The organism is Streptomyces flavofungini (assembly GCF_030388665.1).
Lineage (GTDB): Bacteria > Actinomycetota > Actinomycetes > Streptomycetales > Streptomycetaceae > Streptomyces > Streptomyces flavofungini_A.
Genome location: NZ_CP128846.1, coordinates 8,646,868 through 8,665,262, shown reverse-complemented (window position 1 = coordinate 8,665,262; position 18,395 = coordinate 8,646,868). Strand labels below are relative to the sequence as shown.

General features: G+C 73.4%; 15 protein-coding genes. 5 read left to right on the top strand and 10 right to left on the bottom strand.

The genetic code is table 11. The features are described 5' to 3' along the window. Positions 1–26: 26 nt before the first annotated feature. The 10 genes from murJ to QUY26_RS37555 all read right to left on the bottom strand — a co-directional run bounded on the left by murJ (position 27) and on the right by QUY26_RS37555 (position 12,491). A complete protein-coding gene (gene murJ / locus QUY26_RS37600) occupies positions 27–1,655 on the bottom strand; it encodes a murein biosynthesis integral membrane protein MurJ (protein ID WP_289956367.1) in 1,629 nt (542 codons plus the stop codon). Positions 1,656–1,725: 70 nt separating this feature from the next. After that, positions 1,726–2,916 (bottom strand): M6 family metalloprotease domain-containing protein, encoded by a 1,191-nt coding sequence (locus QUY26_RS37595; RefSeq protein WP_289954743.1) that lies wholly within the window; start codon positions 2,914–2,916, stop codon positions 1,726–1,728. A 95-nt stretch (positions 2,917–3,011) separates the two neighbouring features. Next, positions 3,012–4,277 (bottom strand): alpha/beta fold hydrolase, encoded by a 1,266-nt coding sequence (locus QUY26_RS37590; protein ID WP_289954741.1) that lies wholly within the window; start codon positions 4,275–4,277, stop codon positions 3,012–3,014. 105 nt (positions 4,278–4,382) lie between these two features. Next, entirely contained in the window at positions 4,383–5,777 is a 1,395-nt protein-coding gene (locus QUY26_RS37585; RefSeq protein ID WP_289954738.1) for an aldehyde dehydrogenase family protein, read from the bottom strand. After that, positions 5,774–6,778, bottom strand: a complete 1,005-nt coding sequence (locus QUY26_RS37580; RefSeq protein ID WP_289954737.1) for a proline racemase family protein — start codon at positions 6,776–6,778, stop codon at positions 5,774–5,776. The genes QUY26_RS37585 and QUY26_RS37580 overlap by 4 nt, the downstream gene beginning before the upstream one ends. 74 nt (positions 6,779–6,852) lie before the next feature. Further along, positions 6,853–7,761, bottom strand: a complete 909-nt coding sequence (locus tag QUY26_RS37575; protein WP_289954735.1) for a dihydrodipicolinate synthase family protein — start codon at positions 7,759–7,761, stop codon at positions 6,853–6,855. Positions 7,762–7,882: 121 nt separating this feature from the next. After that, a complete protein-coding gene (locus tag QUY26_RS37570; protein WP_289954732.1) occupies positions 7,883–9,505 on the bottom strand; it encodes an NAD(P)/FAD-dependent oxidoreductase in 1,623 nt (540 codons plus the stop codon). After that, complete coding sequence (locus tag QUY26_RS37565; RefSeq protein WP_289954730.1) at positions 9,486–9,806, bottom strand: (2Fe-2S)-binding protein; 321 nt, start codon at positions 9,804–9,806, stop codon at positions 9,486–9,488. The genes QUY26_RS37570 and QUY26_RS37565 overlap by 20 nt, the downstream gene beginning before the upstream one ends. A 53-nt stretch (positions 9,807–9,859) precedes the next feature. Beyond that, entirely contained in the window at positions 9,860–11,014 is a 1,155-nt protein-coding gene (locus QUY26_RS37560) for an NAD(P)/FAD-dependent oxidoreductase (RefSeq protein ID WP_289954728.1), read from the bottom strand. Between the two features lie 115 nt (positions 11,015–11,129). Beyond that, positions 11,130–12,491: an aminopeptidase P family protein gene (locus QUY26_RS37555; RefSeq protein ID WP_289954725.1), complete on the bottom strand. Its 1,362-nt coding sequence runs from the start codon at positions 12,489–12,491 to the stop codon at positions 11,130–11,132. Positions 12,492–12,620: 129 nt separating this feature from the next. On the opposite strand from QUY26_RS37555, the gene QUY26_RS37550 reads away from it, so the two are divergent. From QUY26_RS37550 to QUY26_RS37530, 5 genes are read left to right on the top strand one after another with little or no spacing between them, the layout of a single operon-like run. After that, on the top strand, positions 12,621–14,363 hold the full coding sequence (locus tag QUY26_RS37550; RefSeq protein ID WP_289954723.1) for an ABC transporter substrate-binding protein: 1,743 nt from the start codon (positions 12,621–12,623) through the stop codon (positions 14,361–14,363). Between the two features lie 14 nt (positions 14,364–14,377). Further along, positions 14,378–15,352 carry an ABC transporter permease gene (locus tag QUY26_RS37545; RefSeq protein ID WP_289954721.1) on the top strand — a complete coding sequence of 325 codons (975 nt, stop codon included), beginning with the start codon at positions 14,378–14,380 and terminating at the stop codon, positions 15,350–15,352. Next, positions 15,349–16,335: an ABC transporter permease gene (locus QUY26_RS37540; protein WP_289954719.1), complete on the top strand. Its 987-nt coding sequence runs from the start codon at positions 15,349–15,351 to the stop codon at positions 16,333–16,335. The genes QUY26_RS37545 and QUY26_RS37540 overlap by 4 nt, the downstream gene beginning before the upstream one ends. Beyond that, positions 16,335–17,375 (top strand): ABC transporter ATP-binding protein, encoded by a 1,041-nt coding sequence (locus QUY26_RS37535; RefSeq protein WP_289954718.1) that lies wholly within the window; start codon positions 16,335–16,337, stop codon positions 17,373–17,375. The genes QUY26_RS37540 and QUY26_RS37535 overlap by 1 nt, the downstream gene beginning before the upstream one ends. Continuing rightward, a complete protein-coding gene (locus QUY26_RS37530; RefSeq protein WP_289954716.1) occupies positions 17,372–18,385 on the top strand; it encodes an ABC transporter ATP-binding protein in 1,014 nt (337 codons plus the stop codon). Before QUY26_RS37535 ends, QUY26_RS37530 begins: the two co-directional genes overlap by 4 nt. Positions 18,386–18,395: the final 10 nt, after the last annotated feature.

Below are 18,395 nucleotides of genomic sequence, written 5' to 3'. Positions count from 1 at the left end.
CTGGTCGAGGGCCGTCCGGCGCCGCCTCAGCGCAGGACACGCAGTCGCAGCTCGCCCACCCTCAGCAGCCGTGCGAGCAGCACGTATCCGACGACCAGCACGGCGGCGCCCGCCGTGAGCGCGAGGGCCGTCGTCGCCGTGTCCGTGGCGCCCGTCCCGTCCGCGCAGACCCGGGCCACCAGCCAGGCCAGGGCCCCGGCGGGGGCGGCGGCCAGGGTGAGCTTGCCGTAGGTGCGCACCAGGCGTCTGCCGTCCATGCGACCGTCGAGGCGCCTGCGCAGGAGTCGCGCGGTGAGCAGCAGACCCACGGCGTACGACAACGTGTACGCGGCGGCCATGCCGACGACCGCCCAGCGGGCGGGCAGGAGCTGGTAACAGGCGGCGGCGAGGGCGATGTTCACGGAGGCGATCCACGCGGCCGTCCAGAACGGCGTGCGGGTGTCTTCGTACGCGTAGAAGCCGCGCAGCAGCAAGTACTGGGCGGAGAAAGGGATCAGGCCGAGGCCGAAGGCCTGGAGCATCTGGCCGAGCGGGCGCGTGGCCGCCGCGTCGGCGGCTCCGTGGCCGAACAGCAGCGCCGCGGTCTGCGGGCCGAGCGCGAGGAAGAAGAATCCGGCGGGCACGATCACGACACCGGTCAGGCGCAGCGCGCGGGACAGTTCGCCGCGCAGGTCGTCGGTGCGGCCCTGCGCCGCCGCCTTGCTCAGCCGGGGCAGGAGCGCGGTGACCAGCGAGACGGTGACGATGGACTGCGGGAGCAGCCAGATGGTCTGCGCGTACGTGTACGCCGTGTACCCGGCGCCCGCGTGCGGCAGTCGCTGGTCGGTGGCGTTGGCGTAGTTGGAGACGACGGTCAGGGCCACCTGGTTCACGAACACGAACAGCAGGGTCCAGCGGGCGGCGCGGGCGCTCTTGCGCAGGCCCGTGCCGCGCCAGTCGAAGCGCGGCCGGAAGCGGAAGCCCGCCTCGCGCACGTACGGCACGAGCGCGAGGGCCTGCAGCGCGATGCCGCAGGTGGTGCCGACGCCGAGGAGCCTGACCTGCTCGGCGGTGATGTCACCGACGCTTCGGGGCGCCGTCATCAGCGCGAGGTAGGCGCCGAACATGGCGATCAGGACGACGTTGTTGAGGACGGGTGTCCACATCATCGCGCCGAACTTCTCGCGGGCGCCCAGGACTTGGCCGAGCATCCCGAACATGCCGTAGAAGAAGATCTGCGGCAGCAGGAAGCGGGCGAAGACAACGGTGAGTTCGAAGGCCTCGTGGTTCTCGGCCGTGTCGCGCATGTACAGGCCGACGATCTCCGGCGCCGCCCACACGGCGAGCGCCGTGCCCGCCGCGAGGACGCACAACACCAGGGTGACCAGGCGCTGTTCGTAGGCCCTGCCGCCGTCCGGCTGGGTCGTGCGGGCCCGTACCAGCTGCGGCACGAGCACGGCGTTGAGCGCGCCTCCGATCAGCAGCGTGTACAGGCCGGTGGGCACGGTGTTCGCCGTGTTGTACGTACTGGCGAGCAGGCCGGTGCCGAGCGCCGCGGCCTGGAGGACCTGCCGGATGAGGCCGGTCGCCCGGGACACGACGGTGCCGACGGCCATGATCAGCGACGACCGCGCGAGGCCGCCTGCTCCCGCCCTGTGCTTCTTGTGCTGTGCGATGGTGATCCCCTCCCCCTGTCCCGCCAGCCTACGCAACGAAGATCAAGTGGAGGCAAAGGGCGCATCGCTCTCAAGGCCTGCTGAGCCGGATGGTGTCACCGGACCCACCGCGCCTGATCACGGTGATCTTCGCCCCGGTGCCGGGGTCGGTGAAGGTCTGGCCCGGGGCGTGGGCGGCCATGTCCAGCGGTGCGCAGCCGGGCGGCGGGGTCGTGGACGGCGCGGCGTTCATGACGCGCACGGGACCCTCGCCGGTCGGGGTGGCGGAGTCGATCCGGTAGATGAGGACGCCGGTGGAGCAGGCCGTCCGGTCATGGCCCTCGGCCCGGCGGGACTCGGCGACGTACGCCGTCGTCCCGCCGGTGCGCAGGACGGCGATCTGGGTGCCCCCTCCGCGCTCCACCGCTGTCAGCCGCACCGTGCGCCGCCCCTGCCCGGGCAGGCAGGCCACCTGGCCGTCGCGGATCCAGCCGAGCTTCCACGCGTGCCAGCCGAGGAACTGCGGCGCGCGGCCCGCGATGTCGCCCATGACGTCCCAGCCGCCGGTGTGGCGGTGGGTGTCGCCCGCGAACGCGTAGAGGTCGGGCAGTCCGAAGGTGTGCCCGGTCTCGTGGGCGGCGACCCTGTGCCCCCAGCGCCACAGGTCCTGACCGAAGGTGACCCCCCATTTGACGCGCCTGCCGTCGGCTCGCACGCCGGGTGTGCCCGGGTCGAAGAGGTAGGTCGGGGAGAAGGTGATGGCGGCGGCCGCTCTGGTGGGGACGATGTGGACCATGTCGTAGCGGGAGAAGTCCACGTGCGGGTCGGCGGCGGTGACGGCGTCGCGTACGTACGTCTCGTGTGCCTCGAAGGTCAGACCGCGCTCGAATCCGTACGAGGCGGAGTCCGCGGGCATCCGGTTCCAGCGGTGCAGCGAGGTGACGTCGAGGCGCACGTGGCCGTGGCTGGCCTGCCTCAGCCAGCGGGCCGCGGGGGCGAGGTGTTCGGCGTAGGGGCGGGTGGACTCGGTGGCGGGGGCGTCGGGGAAGTCGACGAAGAGGGTGAGGACCTTGCGGGTGCCGGTGGCGCGCTGGAACTGCCGGGGGTCGGTGTCGTGCCCTTCGTCGGTCCAGCCGGTGCGGCCGGGAAGGGCACAGTCGGAGGCGGGGGCGGCGGCCGACGGGGACTGGGTGGCCGCTTCGGCCGCGGCGGGGGCGGTGAGGGCGGCGACGAGGGCGAACGCAGCGGTCAACGGCCGCAGGCGGAGGGGCTGGGCGGGCATGGCTCTCCCGGGGTGCGGAACGGCTCGCGAGTACGGGACGTGCGGGTGGGCGCGGCGGTCCGCGGGTGCGGAACGGGAACGGGCCGGACAAGGACCTAGGCGCGGCCCGCGGCCATCGCCTTCAGGCGTTCGAGGACGCGGCCGCCGGACGCGGTGACGCCGTCGTGCTCCCATTCGTTGGTGACCCAGACGCGGGCGGCGCCGACCTGGCACGCGGTGGCCAGGGACAGCCCGGCGTCCACGTACATGTCGTCGTGGTAGACGATCGCGGCGAGCGGGACCTGGTTGGCCGCGAGCCGGTCGAGGTCGTACAGCGGGGGCCAGTCGGTGCGGGCGGCGAGGAGGTCGGCGGCGTCCGCGAAGGGCCGCAGGCCCGCGATGTCGCGGAACATCCAGGGATAGATCATCTCGCCGGTGAGCAGGAGCGGGTCGGCCTTCTCGGCGAACTCGGCGAAGCCCGTGAGGGCGCGGGCAGCGGCCCAGCCGGTGGGGCCCGCGCCCTGCCCGTACAGCGTCTCCTGCAGGACGGCGAACAGCGGGTTGTCGGTGAAGCCGGTGACGGCCATCACCTGGTGCAGGAAGGTGTCGGTCAACTCCCCTTCGGCGTCGAGTGCTTCGTCGAGCAGCCAGTGGATCCGCTCGAACCCGTCCCCCATGCCGAGGACGAGGCCGAGCGTGCGCAGTCGGCGCACGGTGAGGCGATCGCCGTCGGGCAGGCGGACGTCGGTGGCGGCGAGGAGGTCCGCGATGCGGCGCAGCCGGGTGGCGTCCTGCGGATAGCGGGCGTAGAAGTCGCGTACGCGGTCGCGCACGCGCGGGTAGGTGCGGGCGTAGACGTCGTCGGCGGTGGCGGTGAGCCCGGGAAGACCTCCGGTGACGTAGCAGGCTTTCAGGCCTTCGGGGGCCCGGGACAGATAGGTGAGGGTGAGGAAGCCTCCGTAGCTCTGCCCCAGGGTCTCCCAGGGTTCGTCGCCGCAGAGTCGACGGCGGATCAGCTCGGCGTCGGCGACGATCGCGTCGGCGCGGAAGTGGCCGAGGTACGCGGCGAGCCTGGCCGGGTCCGCGCAGCGGGCGGCGGCCCGCGCGGTGACGGGGGTGGAGCGGCCGGTGCCGCGCTGGTCGAGCAGCAGCACCCGGTGTGTCTTGAGCGCCTCGTCCAGCCAGCCCGGCGAACCGGCCGACGGACGCGGCGACTTGCCGCCAGGACCGCCCTGGAGATAGAGCAGCCAGGGCAGTCGCTCTCCGGCACGACCCGGGTCGACGACCTCGCGTGCGAAGACCTGGAGGGTCGCCCCGCCGGGGGCGGAGTGGTCCAGGGGGACGGTGAAGAAGTGATCGACGGCTGTGCGGGCAGGGTTCATGAGCCCTTCTCTGTAGGGGGACGGCACCGCAAGCCCCGCCAGGGGCGCGGGGAACTGCGCGATCAGCCCCCACCGGCCCGCAGAGGCATCACACGGAACCAGGCGTCACGCCGTCATCGCGGGCGCCAGGGTGTAGGTCCGGGTCGTCGCATAGAACTCCAGGGCCGCCCGGCCCTGCTCACGCGCCCCCAGGCTGGAAGCCTTCGTGCCGCCGAACGGCAGGTGGAAGTCGACGCCGGTGGACGGTGCGTTGACCCGGATCATGCCGGTGTCGAGGCGGTCGAGTCCGCCGATGGCCGCGTCCAGGTCGGCGGTGTGCAGCGAGGTGACCAGACCGTGCGGGACGGAGTTGCTGATCCGGACCGCGTGGTCCAGGTCCTCGGCGGGCAGCAGGGCTGCGACCGGCCCGAAGACCTCCTCGTTCAGGAGCCGATGGCCGGGGGGAACGTCCTCCACCAGGGTCGGTGCCGCGTACCAGCCGGGCCCCTCCGGCACGGCGCCGCGCGCGAGCACGCTCAGGCCCCGCACGGCGTCGCCGACCCGGTCGCGGGCGCGCGCGTCGACGAGCGGTCCGCACACCGTGGCCGGGTCGGCCGGATCACCGACCGGGACGGTCCGCAACGCCTCGCCGAGTGCCTCGCGCAGCGGGCCGGCGGCCGCGCCGACGGCGATCACACGGCTGGTGGCGGTGCACTTCTGGCCGGCGTATCCGGCGATGGCGGCGGCGATGTGCGCGGCCGCCCGCTCGATGTCGGCGTCCGGCAGGACGATCGCCGCGTTCAGGCCGCCCATCTCGGCCTGGACGGGGATGCCGCGGGCCGTGGCGGTGCGCACGACCGCCTGGCCGACGGCGGTGGAGCCGGTGAAGGAGACCACGTCGCAGGCGGAGACGAGCGCGTTGCCCTCGGTGGCGTCGCCCGGAAGGAGAGTGAACGCCCCGACGGGCAGGGCCTGTTGGACGATCTCTGTGAGGCGCTGGGCGCAGGCCGTGGCCTGCGGGGCGGGCTTGAGGACGACCGCGTTGCCGACGGCGAGTGCCGGGGCCGACTTCCAGCTCGGGATGGCGAAGGGGAAGTTCCACGGGGTGATGAGTCCGGCGACGCCGTGCGGCCGACGGCGGCTCAGCAACAGCCCCGCTCCGGCGGCGGTCTCGTGGACGGCGCCGACGGGGTCGTAGGGGGCCTGCGCGTAGTACCGCCAGATCGCGGCGGTGCGCGCGATCTCGGCCCGGGCCTCGGCGAGCGGCTTGCCGACCTCGCGCACGGCGAGCGCGGCGAGCTCCGCCGCCGCGCTCTCGACGGCGGCGGCGACCGCTCCGAGTGCGGCCGAGCGGGCGGCCGCACCGGCGAGCAGCCAGCCCGCCTGGGCCGCGCGGGCCCGCTCGACGGTGTCCACGGCGGCGAAGGCGCCCGGGGCGCTGACGCGCAGGACCACGTCGTCGGGATCGGCCGGGTTGACTGAACTGAACGCGGTGGACAGCGGGGACACAGCGGCGGTCACAGAAGGAATCCTCCGGGGAAGGGGTCGTCCGGGTCGAGGAAGTACTGGGCGGTGCCGGTGACCCAGGCGCGCCCGGTGATGGTCGGTACGACGGCGGGCACCCCGCCGACCTCGGCCTCGGCGACGAGCCGGCCCGTGAACTTCGTACCGATGAAGGATTCGTTGACGAAGTCACGGTCGAGGGGCAGCTCGCCGCGGGCGTGCAGCTGGGCCATGCGGGCACAGGTGCCGGTGCCGCACGGTGAGCGGTCGAACCAGCCCGGGTGGATGGCCATGGCGTGCCGCGAGTGGTGGGCGTCGGAGCCGGGCGCGGCGAGGTAGACGTGCTTGACCCCGGCGATGTCGGGCCGCTCCGGATGGACGGGGCGGTCCGGTGCGGCGTTGATGGCGTCCATGAGGCCGAGCCCGGCAGCGAGCAGGTCGTTCTTGCGGGCGCGGTCGAAGGGCAGGCCCAGCGCGTCGAGTTCGACGAAGGCGTAGAAGTTGCCGCCGAAGGCGAGGTCGTAGGTGACCGTGCCGAAGCCGGGCACCTCCGCCTTGCGCTCCAGCCCGACGCAGAACGCGGGCACGTTGGTGAACGTGGCGGACCTGGCGACGCCGTCCTCCACGCGCACGTCGACCGGCACGAGCCCGGCCGGGGTGTCGAGGCGCACCGTGGTGACGGGTTCGGTGACGGGGACCAGGCCGGTCTCGACCAGGACGGTCGCGACGCCGAGGGTGCCGTGGCCGCACATCGGCAGGAGGCCGGAGACCTCGATGAACAGCACCCCGTGGTCGGCGTCGGGGCGCGTGGGCGGCTGGAGGATCGCTCCGCTCATCGCGGCGTGGCCGCGCGGCTCGTACATCAGGAGCGTGCGGAGGTGGTCCATGTGCTCGATGAAGTGCAGCCTGCGCTCGGCCATGGTGGTGCCGGGGATGACCCCGACGCCGCCGGTGATCACGCGCGTGGGCATGCCCTCGGTGTGCGAGTCGACGGCGTGGAAGACGTGACGCGTACGCACGGAAGGTCCTTTCGGAGACGGACGGTTGCGGTCGGCCCGGAGCCGTGTGGCCGTGGTCGGCGCCGAGGCATCGGTCAGCGGTGGCCGTGCGCGACGGCCTTCTCGGTGGCCTCCCGCACGCGGTTCGCGGCCTCCCCGGCGAGCGGGGAGCGCGGCGGCCTGACCGGGCCGCCGGGTCGGCCGACGATGTCCATAGACAACTTGATGGCCTGCACGAACTCGGTCTTGGAGTCCCAACGCAGCAGGGAGTGCAGGGAGCGGTAGAGCGGCAGGGCCGTGGCCAGGTCACCGGCGACGGCGGCGTGGAAGAGCTCGGCGCAGGAGGCGGGCAGGGCGTTGGGATAGCCCGCGATCCAGCCGACCGCCCCGGCGACGGCCAGTTCGAGCAGCACGTCGTCCGCGCCGATCAACAGGTCGAGCTCCGGGGCGAGTTCGGCGATCTCGTAGGCCCGGCGCACATCGCCGGTGAACTCCTTGACGGCGACGATCGCCCCGTCCCGGTGCAGTTCGGCGAGCAGTGCCGGGGTGAGGTCGACCTTGGTGTCGATCGGGTTGTTGTACGCCACGACGGGCACCCCGGCCCTGGCGACCTCGGCGTAGTGGGCGCGCACGGCGTCGTGGTCGGCGCGGTAGGCGTTGGGGGGAAGCAGCAGGACCGAGCCGCAGCCGGCCTCGGCGGCCTGCTCGGCCCAGCGCCGGGCCGCCGCGCTGCCGTACGCGGCGACGCCGGGCATGACGCGGGCGGCGTCGCCCGCCGCCTCGACGGCGGTGTGCACCACGCGGGCGCGCTCCTCGTCGGTGAGGGTCTGGTACTCGCCGAGCGAGCCGTTGGGGACGACGCCGTCGCAGCCGTTGTCGATGAGCCACCGGACGTGCTCGGCGTACGCGTCGTGGTCGACGGTCAGGTCGTCCCGGAGCGGCAGGGCGGTGGCGACCATGATGCCGCGCCAGGGGCGGGTGGTGTTCCAGGCGGTGTCGGTCATGTCGGACGACCTCTCTATAGTGTGTGACATTTTATTGAGGGAAGGACGGTGCCCACAAGGGGGCGCGGCCGGCGGGTGGTGCCGTCGGCGGGTCCGTCAGCAGGGTCGCCGACGGACGGACTCACCCGTGAGTCATCGGCGGCCCCTCGGCGGGTCGAGCGGACGACCCGCCGCCGGGTCCGCCGGAGGGCTCGCCGGAGGGCTCGTCGAGCGAGGCCAGCGCGCCCAGCGGTACCGGCACGGCGAGCGGGCGCCGCTCCGCGGGCGCCGCCACCGGCCCGGCGCCCGCCGCCAGGCAGGCCACGCCCGCCCCGCACATCCGCCCCTGGCACCAGCCCATGCCCGCGCGGGTGAACAGCTTGACGGTGCGCGCGTCGCGGGCGCCGAGGTCGGCGACCGCCGTCCGGATGCTGCCCGCCGTCACCTCCTCGCAGCGGCACACGTCCGTGTCGTCGGTCAGCCAGCGCGACCAGGCAGAGCCGGGGGCGTGCGCGGCGGCCATGGCGTCGGCGAAGGCGCGCATGCGGTCGCGGCGCCGCTGGAGTTCCCGGACGCGTGCGGGGCGCGCGGGTCGACCGCCCAGCCGGGATGCGATCGCGAGGCCCGCCACCTCGCCCTCCACACGGGCGAGCTGCGCGCCCCCGATGCCGCCGGTCTCCCCCGCGGCCCACAGGTCGGGCACCGAGGTCCGCTGCTGCTCGTCCAGGACGAGGGCCGTGGCGCGGTCGGGGGTGGCACGGGTCGCGCAGCCGAGCGTCGTGGCCAGTTCGATCTGCGGTACGAGCCCGTGGCCGACGGCGAGCGCGTCGCAGGCGATCCGGCGTGCCGTCCCCGGCAGCGGCCGCCAGTCACGGTCGAGCCGGGTGACCGTGACGGCCTCGACCCGGTCGCGGCCGTGCACTTCGGTGACGGCACTGCGGGTACGCAGGCGCACCCGGTGCCGCAGCAGGGCACTGCCGTGCAGCACCGCCTCGGCGAGCTTGTGCGGGTTGGCCGCGAGCACCCGCGGGTGCCGGGCGTACCCCAGGTAGCCGGACGCCTCGACCACGGCGGGCACCCGGGCTCCGGCGGCGGCCAGCGAGGACGCGACCGCGAGCAGCAGCGGCCCGCTCCCGGCCACGACGACCCGCTTGCCGGGCAGCACGAGGCCGGACTTGAGCATGGCCTGCGCTCCCCCCGCGCCGACGACACCCGGCAGCGTCCAGCCGGGGAAAGGCAGTTGCCGCTCGTACGCGCCGGTCGCGAGAAGCACCGCCCGGGCCCGCACCCGCACCGGGCGCTCCGCGCAGCCGTCGGCGCCGGTGACGGCGTGCACGGTCCAGGGCCTCTCGCCGCCCCCGGAACGGTCCTGCCGACCGTCGCGGGAGACGTCCGGTCCACCCCGAGTGCCGCCCAGCCGCCCGTCCTCGGCGCCGCCCTCCCGCGCGACTGTCCACACGTGGTGTCCGCCGAGGTGGGTCACCGCGCTCGCCTCCAGGCGTCGGCGGAGCCCGGCGTAGGCGGCCCAGTCGTGGTGCAGGGCTTCGGGGCGCAGGGCGCCGGTGGCCGGCACCGGGTGCCGGTAGAACTGGCCGCCGGTACCGGAAGAGCTGTCCAACAGGGCGACGGAGAGGCCGAGTTCGGCGGCGGTCACGGCCCCGGCGAGACCGGCGGAACCCGCGCCGATCACCGCGAGGTCGTACAGCCCGGACGGCTCGGCGCAGTCGGCGGATCGCGGGGCCGGTTCAGACGCCGAGGGGCTCATGGCCGTGTCCTTCCTGGGTCGTGATCGCGTCGCCGGGACGGGCGGGCACCAGACAGGCCCGACGGTTGGGCGAGCCGTTGACGGTGGCGAGGCAGTCGTAGCACTGTCCGATGCCGCAGAAGGCGCCGCGCGGCCGGCCGCCCACGCGGGTGGTGCGCCAGGCGAGGATGTCCGCGGCCCACAGCGCGGCGGCGACGGACTGCCCGGGCAGGGCGGGGACGGGGCGGCCGTCGAAGGTGATCTCGAACGGCGGTCCCGCCTGCGCGCCGACCAGGTCGGCGGGGGTTCGGGCACGGGCCACGGGGGCCTCCTCTCGTAGGGGCGGTCGTTCGGGCCGCTCGCGGGGGTGGCCGTTCAGGCCGCGGGCAGGAAGCGGCCGGGGTCGAACGGGCCGGTGTCCAGAGGCGGTCGGCCGCCGGTCAGGCAGCGTGCCACGATCAGGCCGGTGGCCGGGGCGAGCCCGATGCCCGCGCCCTCGTGCCCGCAGGCGTGCAGCAGGCCGGGGACGCGCGCGTCGGGTCCGATCGCGGGCAGGTGGTCGGGGAGGTAGGGCCGGAACCCGGCGTACGTGCGCATCGCCCGTACCCCGGCGAGGACCGGGAACAGGGCGGTCGCCTGGGCCGCGAGGCGCCGCAGGACCTCCGTGGACAGGGTGCGGTCGAAGCCGACGCGCTCCCGGCTCGCGCCGATCAGGACCGGGCCGGCCGCGGTGCCCTCGACCACCGCCGAGGTCTGCAGGGCGGCTGAGCCGCTGGCGACGTCGGCGACGTAGTCGGCCGCGTACACCTTGCGCCGCACCACGCGCGGCAGCGGTTCGGTGACGAGCACGAAGCCCCGGCGCGGCAGGACGGGCAGGTCCACGCCCGCGAGCGCGGCGACCTCGCCGCCCCAGGTGCCCGCGGCGTTCACCACGTACGGGGCGTACAGCTCACCGGTCGCCGTCGCGACCCCGCGCAGCTCGCCGTGGCCGCCGGTGAGCAGTCCCGTGACCTCCTCGCCGAGCCTCAGGCGCACGCGGTCGCCGCCCGCCTTCAGCAGATGGGCGGCGGCCAGGGCGGGCATGACCTGGGCGTCCTGGGGGTAGAGGAAGCCGCCCGCGAGGCCGGGGGCCAGGTGCGGCTCCAGGTCGTGGAGCCGGTCGGCCGCGACCTCCTCCGCCCGCACACCGGCCTTCTCCTGCCCGGCCGCGAAGTCGCGCAGGGCGCGCATCCCGTCCTCGCCGGACGCGACGACCAGGCCGCCCTTGGTCTCGTACTCGATCTGCGGCGGGAGCAGTTCGGTCAGCTCCCGCCACAGCTCGGTGGAGAGCAGGGCCAGTTCGAGCTCGGGGCCCGGCTCCTTGTCGGAGACGAGGAGGTTGCCCTCGCCGGAGCCGGTGGTGCCGCCCGCGACCGGGCCGCGGTCGACCACGGTGACGGTGAGACCGGCCTGCGCGGCGTAGTGGGCGCAGGCCGCGCCGACGACGCCCGCGCCGACGACGATGACGTCCGAGGAGTTTCTCGTGAGCACGTCAGTAATATTTCACATGGCACTGAGGATGCCAAGGGTTTCGCACGGGCCGTCCTCGGTTCAGCCCTCCGGCCCGCTCGTCCGGTTCAGCCGTCCGGCCCCGGCCGCCCCCTGGTCACCCCTCCATCAGGGCCCCCATCCACTCCTCCACCCCGTCCGGCGTCCTCGGCAGCGCGCCGGACATCAGGCGGGCCCCGTCCGCCGTGACGACGAGGTCGTCCTCGATGCGCACGCCGATGCCGCGCAGCTCGCGCGGCAGGGTCTCGTCGTCCGGCTGGAGGTAGAGGCCGGGCTCGACGGTGAGCACCTGCCCCTCCTCCAGGACCCCGTCGAGATACGCCTCGGCCCTGGCCTGGGCGCAGTCGTGCAGGTCGATGCCGAGCATGTGCCCGCTGCTGCACAGGGTGTAGCGCCGGTGGAACTCGCCCTCGGCGTTCTTGAGCACCCCCCACTCCGCGAGCCCTTCGGCGATGACGCGCATGGCGGCCCGGTGGAAGTCGCGGAAGGCGGCGCCGGGCCGCAGCGCGGCGATGCCCGCGTCCTGTGCGGCGAGGACGAGTTCGTAGACCTGCCGCTGGACCGGGGAGAAGCGCCCGGAGAGCGGCAGGGTGCGCGTGATGTCGGCGGTGTAGAGGGAGTCGGTCTCCACGCCCGCGTCGAGCAGCAGCAGTTCCCGCGGGTCCAGGGGGCCGTCGTTGCGTATCCAGTGCAGGACGCAGGCGTGGGCGCCGGAGGCGGCGATGGTCTCGTAGCCGGTGCCGTTGCCCTCGGCGCGGGCGCGCAGGCCGAAGACCCCCTCGATCCAGCGCTCGCCGCGCGGCTGGGCGAGGGCGCGCGGCAGGGCGCGCACGACGTCCTCGAAGCCGGTCGTGGTGTGGTCGACGGCGAGTTGGAGCTGGCCCACTTCCCAGGGATCCTTGACCAGGCGCAACTCGCTCAGCACGGTGGCGAGTTCGCTGTCGTCGGCCGCGTTCCTGCCCGGCGGCAGCTCGGCGAGGGGCACGCAGCGGATGCCGGTCATCCGCTCGGCCTCGGCGAGGTCGGCGCGTCGGCCCACCCAGAACTCGCCGTAGCGGCGGTCCCGGTAGAAGCCGTTGTCGGTGCGCGGGGACCGGGGGCGCAGGTGCAGCACCGCCTCGTGGCCGCGCGTCCCGTCGGGTTCGAGGACCAGCACGTGGCCGGCCTGGTCCTCGCCGGTGAGTCCGGTCAGCCAGGCGTAGGCGCTGTGCGGGCGGAAGCGGTGGTCGCAGTCGTTGGAGCGGACCCTCAGCTCCCCGGCGGGCACGAGCAGCCGCTCGCCGGGGAAGCGGGCCGAGAGGCGGGCGCGGCGGGCCGGGGTGAGGTCGGCGGCGGGCAGCCGGATGCCGTCGGGGAGCGGGGTCGGCGCCCAGTCGCGGGCCATGAAGGACGCGAACTCGGGGGATTCGGGGAGGTCGTGGCTGACCGTGCGGATGCCGGTCGACGCGGGCTCGTTCACTGGGGTCCCTTCGGACACAGGTGCGTAACGGACGGGTCGATGCCTTGCCAGTACAATTTCACATTACTATGTTACCGGTCACATTCCAGCCACCTCGGGGCTGGCCGACTGTTCTCGGAGTGACCACTGATGAACAAGCGCACCCTCACCGCCGTCGCCGCCGTCCTGGCGACGGCCGTCACCCTTGGTACGGCGGGCTGTTCGGGCTCGAAGGCGGGCAAGGGGCGGGGCGGCAAGAACCCCGCGACCGTCAACGCCGGGGCCGTGGTCGGGGGCGCTCCGCAGCGCGGCGGCACCCTGACCGTCCTGTCCAACCAGGACTTCACCCACCTCGACCCGGCCCGCAACTGGGTCATGAGCGACATGGACTTCGGCACCCGGCTGCTCTACCGCACCCTCGTCACGTACAAGGCCGCCCCCGGCACCGCGGGCGGCGAGCTGGTCCCCGACCTCGCGGCCGACCTCGGCACCCCCTCCAACGGGGCGAGGACCTGGACCTTCCGCCTCAAGAAGGGCGTCAAGTACGAGGACGGCACGCCCGTCACCGCCCAGGACATCAAGTACAACGTCGAGCGGTCCTTCTCCCCCGACCTGCCCGGCGGCGCCGACTACGCGGCCCGCTACCTCGCCGGGGCCAAGGGCTACCGGGGCCCGGCCGACGGCAAGCACCTGGACTCCGTCAAGACGCCCGACGCCCACACGATCGTCTTCGAACTGCGCAAGCCCTTCGCGGAGTTCCGCAACGTCACGGTGATGCCGACGTTCGCGCCGGTGCCGAAGGAGCGGGACAAGGGGCCGCGGTACGACAACAGGCCCTTCTCCTCCGGCCCGTACAAGATCGAGTCGTATCAGCGCGGGAAGCGGCTGGTGCTCGCCCGCAACCCGCACTGGAAGGCCTCGACCGACAGTGTGCGCAAGGCCTACCCGGACAAGCTCGTGATGGTGATGGGCCTGAAGGCCAATCAGATCGACGACCGGCTCATCGCCTCGCAGGGTGCCGACGCCTCCGCCGTCTCCTGGGGAGCGGTGCGGCCGGAGAGCGCGGCCAAGGTGCTGCCGAGCGCCGAGGTCAAAAAGCGCCTCATCGCCGAGTCCACCAACTGCACCGACATGGTCCAGATGCACACCGGACGCGGCCCGTTCACCGATGTGAAGGTCCGTCAGGCCGTGCAGTACGCCCTCGACCGGGAGTCGGTGCTCACCGCCTCGGGCGGTCCTGCCTTCAACGACCCGTCCACCGCCTACATGCCCGCGTCCCTCTTCGACGGCAAGCAGCCCGACACCCTCAGGATCCCTCTCGCCGGTGACGTCGACAAGGCCAAGCAGCTCCTGAAGGAGGCGGGCAAGCCGGACGGCTTCACGACCAGGATGACCGTCTCCACGGGCGACAAGGGCCGGGCCGAGGCGATACAGGAGTCGCTCGGCAAGGCCGGGATCAAGGTCACCATCGAGACCGTCGACCCGTCCGCGTTCTACGCCACGATCGGCGACACCAAGAACCGCACCGACCTGGTCTACACGGGCTGGTGCCCGGACTACCCGTCCGGCTCGACCTTCCTGCCCTTCGTCTTCGACGGCCGCTACATCAAGGAGAAGGGCAACACGGGCAACCACTCGCTGTTCCGCGACGAGCCGACCATGAAGCGCATGGACGAGATCGCCGCCATGACGGACGCGAAGAAGGCGGGCGCCGCCTGGCGGGAGCTGGACGGCGAGATCCTCGCGAAGGCCCCGACCGTCCCGGTCCTGGTGCGGCGCTGGCCGCTGGTCCTCGGCAGCAACATCGCGGGCGCGTACGGCCAGACGTCCTTCGGCGGCCAGCTCGACTACGCCACGGTCGGCCTCAAGGACCCGTCCAAGAGCAACGGCTGAGGGGCACCGCCACCATGAGCACCCCCACCCCGAAGACACCCGAACCGAAACCGGCGCCGGCGGAGGACCGGAAACCGGCACCGGTCGCCGCGGGCAGCGGCCCCTGGCGCCTCGCCCGCGCGGAGCTGCGCCGCCGCACCTCGGCGAAGATCTCCCTCGTCATCGTCGCTCTCTTCGCCGTCATGGCGATCGCCGCTCCGCTGCTGAGCGCGCTCGGCGGCTGGTCGCCCGAGGAGTTCGACAAGACCGCCGTCGACCCCTACCTCGGCGGGCAGCCGATCGGGCCGCTCGGCGGGATCTCCGCCGACCACTGGCTGGGCGTCGAGCCCGTCACCGGACGCGATCTGTTCGCCCGGGTCGTGCACGGCGCCCAGGTCTCCCTGCTCATCGCCTTCGCGGCCACGGCGATCGTCGTGATCGCGGGCACGGCGGCCGGGGTCGCGGCCGGTTACTTCGGCGGCCGCGTCGACGCCGTCCTCAGCCGGATCATGGACCTGACCATGTCCTTCCCCTCCCTCATCTTCATGATCGCGATGATGTCGGTGGCCAAGGACGTCAACCGGATCCTCCTGATGACCGCCGTGATCGGCCTGTTCGGCTGGCCCGGCATCGCCCGCGTGGTGCGCGGCCAGACCCTCTCGCTCAAGCACCGCGAGTACGTCGACGCCGCCCGCGTGGGCGGCTCGGGGCCCTGGCGGATCCTCACCCGCGCCATCCTTCCCGGCGTCGCCGGGCCCGTCATCGCGTACACCACCCTGATCATCCCGGGCATGATCGCCACCGAGGCGGCGTTGAGCTACCTCGGCGTCGGCGTCCGGCCGCCCACGCCCTCCTGGGGCCAGATGATCGCCGAGAGCGTCGCCTTCTATGACACGGACCCCATGTACTTCGTCATCCCGAGCACCTGTCTCTTCCTGACCGTGCTCGCGTTCACCCTGCTCGGCGACGCGCTGCGGGACATCCTCGACCCGAGGGGAAGCCGCACATGATCCTCTACATCGGCCGCCGCCTGCTCGCCGTGACCGGCGTGCTCATCGCCATCGCCGCCGTCACCTTCACCATCTTCTACGTCCTGCCCTCCGACCCGGCCGCCGCTGCCTGCGGCAAGTCGTGCAGTGCCGACCGGCTCGCGGCGATCCGCGCCAACATGGGCCTCGACCAGCCCGTCTGGCAGCAGTTCTGGGACTTCCTCAGCGGCATCTTCACCGGCCGCACCATCGGCACCGGCCAGTACGCCCTGCGGTGCGACTTCCCGTGCCTCGGCTACAGCTACGAGAACAGCGAAGCCGTATGGGGCCTGCTGCTGGACCGCCTTCCGGTCTCCGCCTCGCTGGCCCTCGGCGCGGCCGTGCTGTGGCTGACGCTCGGTCTGACCGCGGGCGTGACGGCGGCGCTGCGCAAGGACACCCTCACCGACCGGCTCCTGATGGTCGGCGCGGTCGGCGCCGCCTCGCTGCCCGTGTACTTCACCTCGATGATGCTGATCTACGGCCTGATCCGCACGGCCGACCTGCTGCCCTACCCGAGCTACGTCCCCTTCGGCTCCGACCCGCTCGACTGGGCGTCCAACCTGCTGCTCCCCTGGCTCGCGCTCGCCATCCTGTACGCGGCCATGTACGCACGACAGAGCCGCAGTTCGATGATCGAGACGATGGCCGAGCCGTACATCCGCACGGCCCGCGCCAAGGGCCTGCCGCGCCGCAAGGTCGTCGTCAAGCACGGCCTGCGGGCGGGCATGACGCCGATCCTCACCCTCTTCGGCATGGACCTCGGCGGGCTGCTCGCGGGCGCCGTCATCACCGAGTCCATCTTCGGCCTGCCGGGCATCGGACGGCTCTTCTACGGCGCGCTCTCCACCGGCGACCAGCCGGTCATCCTCGGCGTCACCCTGCTGGCCGCCACCTTCATCGTCGTCGCCAACCTGGCCGTCGACCTGCTGTACGCCGTCGTCGACCCGCGAGTGAGGTTCTGATGACCCTGCTGTCCCACAAGGACGCGCCCGCACCCGCCGACCGGGACCGCCCCCTCCTCTCCGTACGGGATCTGAGCGTCACGTTCGCGACCGCGCGCGGGCGGGTCAGGGCCGTGGACCAGCTCTCCTTCGAAGTGCGCCGGGGGCGGACCCTCGGCATCGTGGGCGAGTCGGGCTCCGGGAAGTCCGTCACCTCCCTCGCCGTGCTCGGCCTGCACACCGGCGCCGACGTCACCGGCTCCGTCCAGCTCGACGGCAAGGAACTCATCGGCCTCGACGAGCGCGGCCTCAACCGGCTGCGCGGCCGCCGCATGGCGATGATCTTCCAGGACCCGCTCTCCAGCCTCCACCCGTACTACACGGTCGGCGAGCAGATCGCCGAGCACCACCGCGTGCACTTCGGCTCCCGGCGCGCGGCGGCCCGCCGGCGGGCGGTGGAGATGCTCGCCGAGGTCGGCATCCCCGAACCGGAGCGCCGCGCGGGCGAGTATCCGCACCAGTTCTCCGGCGGCATGCGCCAGCGCGTGATGATCGCGATGGCCCTCGCCTGCGAGCCCGAGCTGCTCATCGCGGACGAGCCCACCACCGCCCTCGACGTCACGGTGCAGGCGCAGATCCTGGACCTGATCGCCCGCCTCCAGGCGGATCGCGGCCTCGCCGTCGTCATGATCACCCACGATCTGGGCGTGGTCGCCCGCGTCGCCCACGACGTGCTCGTGATGTACGGAGGCCGGGCGGCCGAACAGGCCCCGGTGGACGCGCTGTTCGCGACTCCCGCCCACCCCTACACCCGGGGCCTGCTCGACTCCCTGCCGCGCCTCGACGACGCCGCCGACCAACCGCTGCGGGCCATCCCCGGCAGCCCGCCCTCCCTGCTCGACCCGGCCCCCGGCTGCGCCTTCGCACCCCGCTGCCCCCGGGCCGCGTCCGCCACCGACGACGAACGGCTGCGGTGCGAGACCGAACGGCCGTCGCTCGGCGGCCCGGCCGGCCATCCGGCCGCCTGCCACTTCCCCGCGTACGAAGGCGTCCCCTCATGACCCCGGCGACTCAGTCCACGACCCACGCTCCTCACCCCCTGCTCTCCGTGCGGGAGTTGACGAAGTCCTTCCGGTCCGAGCGGCGCGGCGCGGCACCCGTGCGGGCCGTCGACGGCATCAGCTTCGACGTGGCCGAGGGCGAGACGCTCGGCCTCGTCGGGGAGTCCGGCTGCGGCAAGTCCACCACCGGCCGCACCATCGTGCGCCTCCTGGAGCCCACCACCGGCACGGTCACCTACGACGGCCGCGACATCAGCCGTCTGTCGCAGCGCGCGCTGCGGCCGCTGCGCCGCGAGCTCCAGATGGTCTTCCAGGACCCGCACTCCTCCCTCAACCCGCGCCAGACGGTGGCCCGGATCATCGCCGACCCCCTGCTCGTGCAAGGCGGCTCGGCCGTCGACGCCCGCAAGCGCGCCCTCGAACTCATGGAGCTCGTCGGCCTCATCCCCGAGCACAGCGACCGCTATCCGCACGAGTTCTCCGGCGGTCAGGCCCAGCGCGTCGGGATCGCACGGGCGCTCGCCACCGGGCCGCGCCTCATCGTCGCCGACGAGCCCGTCTCCGCGCTCGACGTCTCCGTCCAGGCCCAGATCGTCAACCTGATGGAGCGGCTGCAGCGGGAGCTCGGCCTCGCCTACCTCTTCATCGCCCACGACCTGTCGGTGGTCAAACGGGTCTGCGACCGGGTCGCGGTCATGTACCTCGGCCGCATCGTCGAGATCGGCGCCAAGGAGCGGGTGTACGCGGCGCCCGCGCACCCCTACACCCGGGCGCTGCTCTCCGCCGTACCGCTGCCCGATCCGGCGGCGGAGCGGGCCCGGGAACGCATCACGCTCCTGGGCGACCCCCCGAGCCCGGCCGCGCCTCCGCCGGGCTGCACGTTCCACCCGCGCTGCCCCAAGGCGCAGGACGTCTGCCGGACGGAGGCGCCGGTGCTGCGGATCGCGGGGCCCGGCGAGGCGCGGGAGGTGGCTTGCCACTTCCCCGAGACGGACGGCCCCGCGGCCTGAGCGCAGCGAC

What these genes read in the sequence shown, in the direction of transcription:
- QUY26_RS37595 (WP_289954743.1), bottom strand. Translation starts at nt 2,916, where the DNA reads ATGCCCGCCCAGCCCCTCCGCCTGCGGCCGTTGACCGCTGCGTTCGCC.
- QUY26_RS37590 (WP_289954741.1), bottom strand. Translation starts at nt 4,277, where the DNA reads ATGAACCCTGCCCGCACAGCCGTCGATCACTTCTTCACCGTCCCCCTG.
- QUY26_RS37575 (WP_289954735.1), bottom strand. Translation starts at nt 7,761, where the DNA reads ATGACCGACACCGCCTGGAACACCACCCGCCCCTGGCGCGGCATCATG.
- QUY26_RS37570 (WP_289954732.1), bottom strand. Translation starts at nt 9,505, where the DNA reads ATGAGCCCCTCGGCGTCTGAACCGGCCCCGCGATCCGCCGACTGCGCC.
- QUY26_RS37550 (WP_289954723.1), top strand. Translation starts at nt 12,621, where the DNA reads ATGAACAAGCGCACCCTCACCGCCGTCGCCGCCGTCCTGGCGACGGCC.
- QUY26_RS37545 (WP_289954721.1), top strand. Translation starts at nt 14,378, where the DNA reads ATGAGCACCCCCACCCCGAAGACACCCGAACCGAAACCGGCGCCGGCG.
- QUY26_RS37540 (WP_289954719.1), top strand. Translation starts at nt 15,349, where the DNA reads ATGATCCTCTACATCGGCCGCCGCCTGCTCGCCGTGACCGGCGTGCTC.
- QUY26_RS37535 (WP_289954718.1), top strand. Translation starts at nt 16,335, where the DNA reads ATGACCCTGCTGTCCCACAAGGACGCGCCCGCACCCGCCGACCGGGAC.
- QUY26_RS37530 (WP_289954716.1), top strand. Translation starts at nt 17,372, where the DNA reads ATGACCCCGGCGACTCAGTCCACGACCCACGCTCCTCACCCCCTGCTC.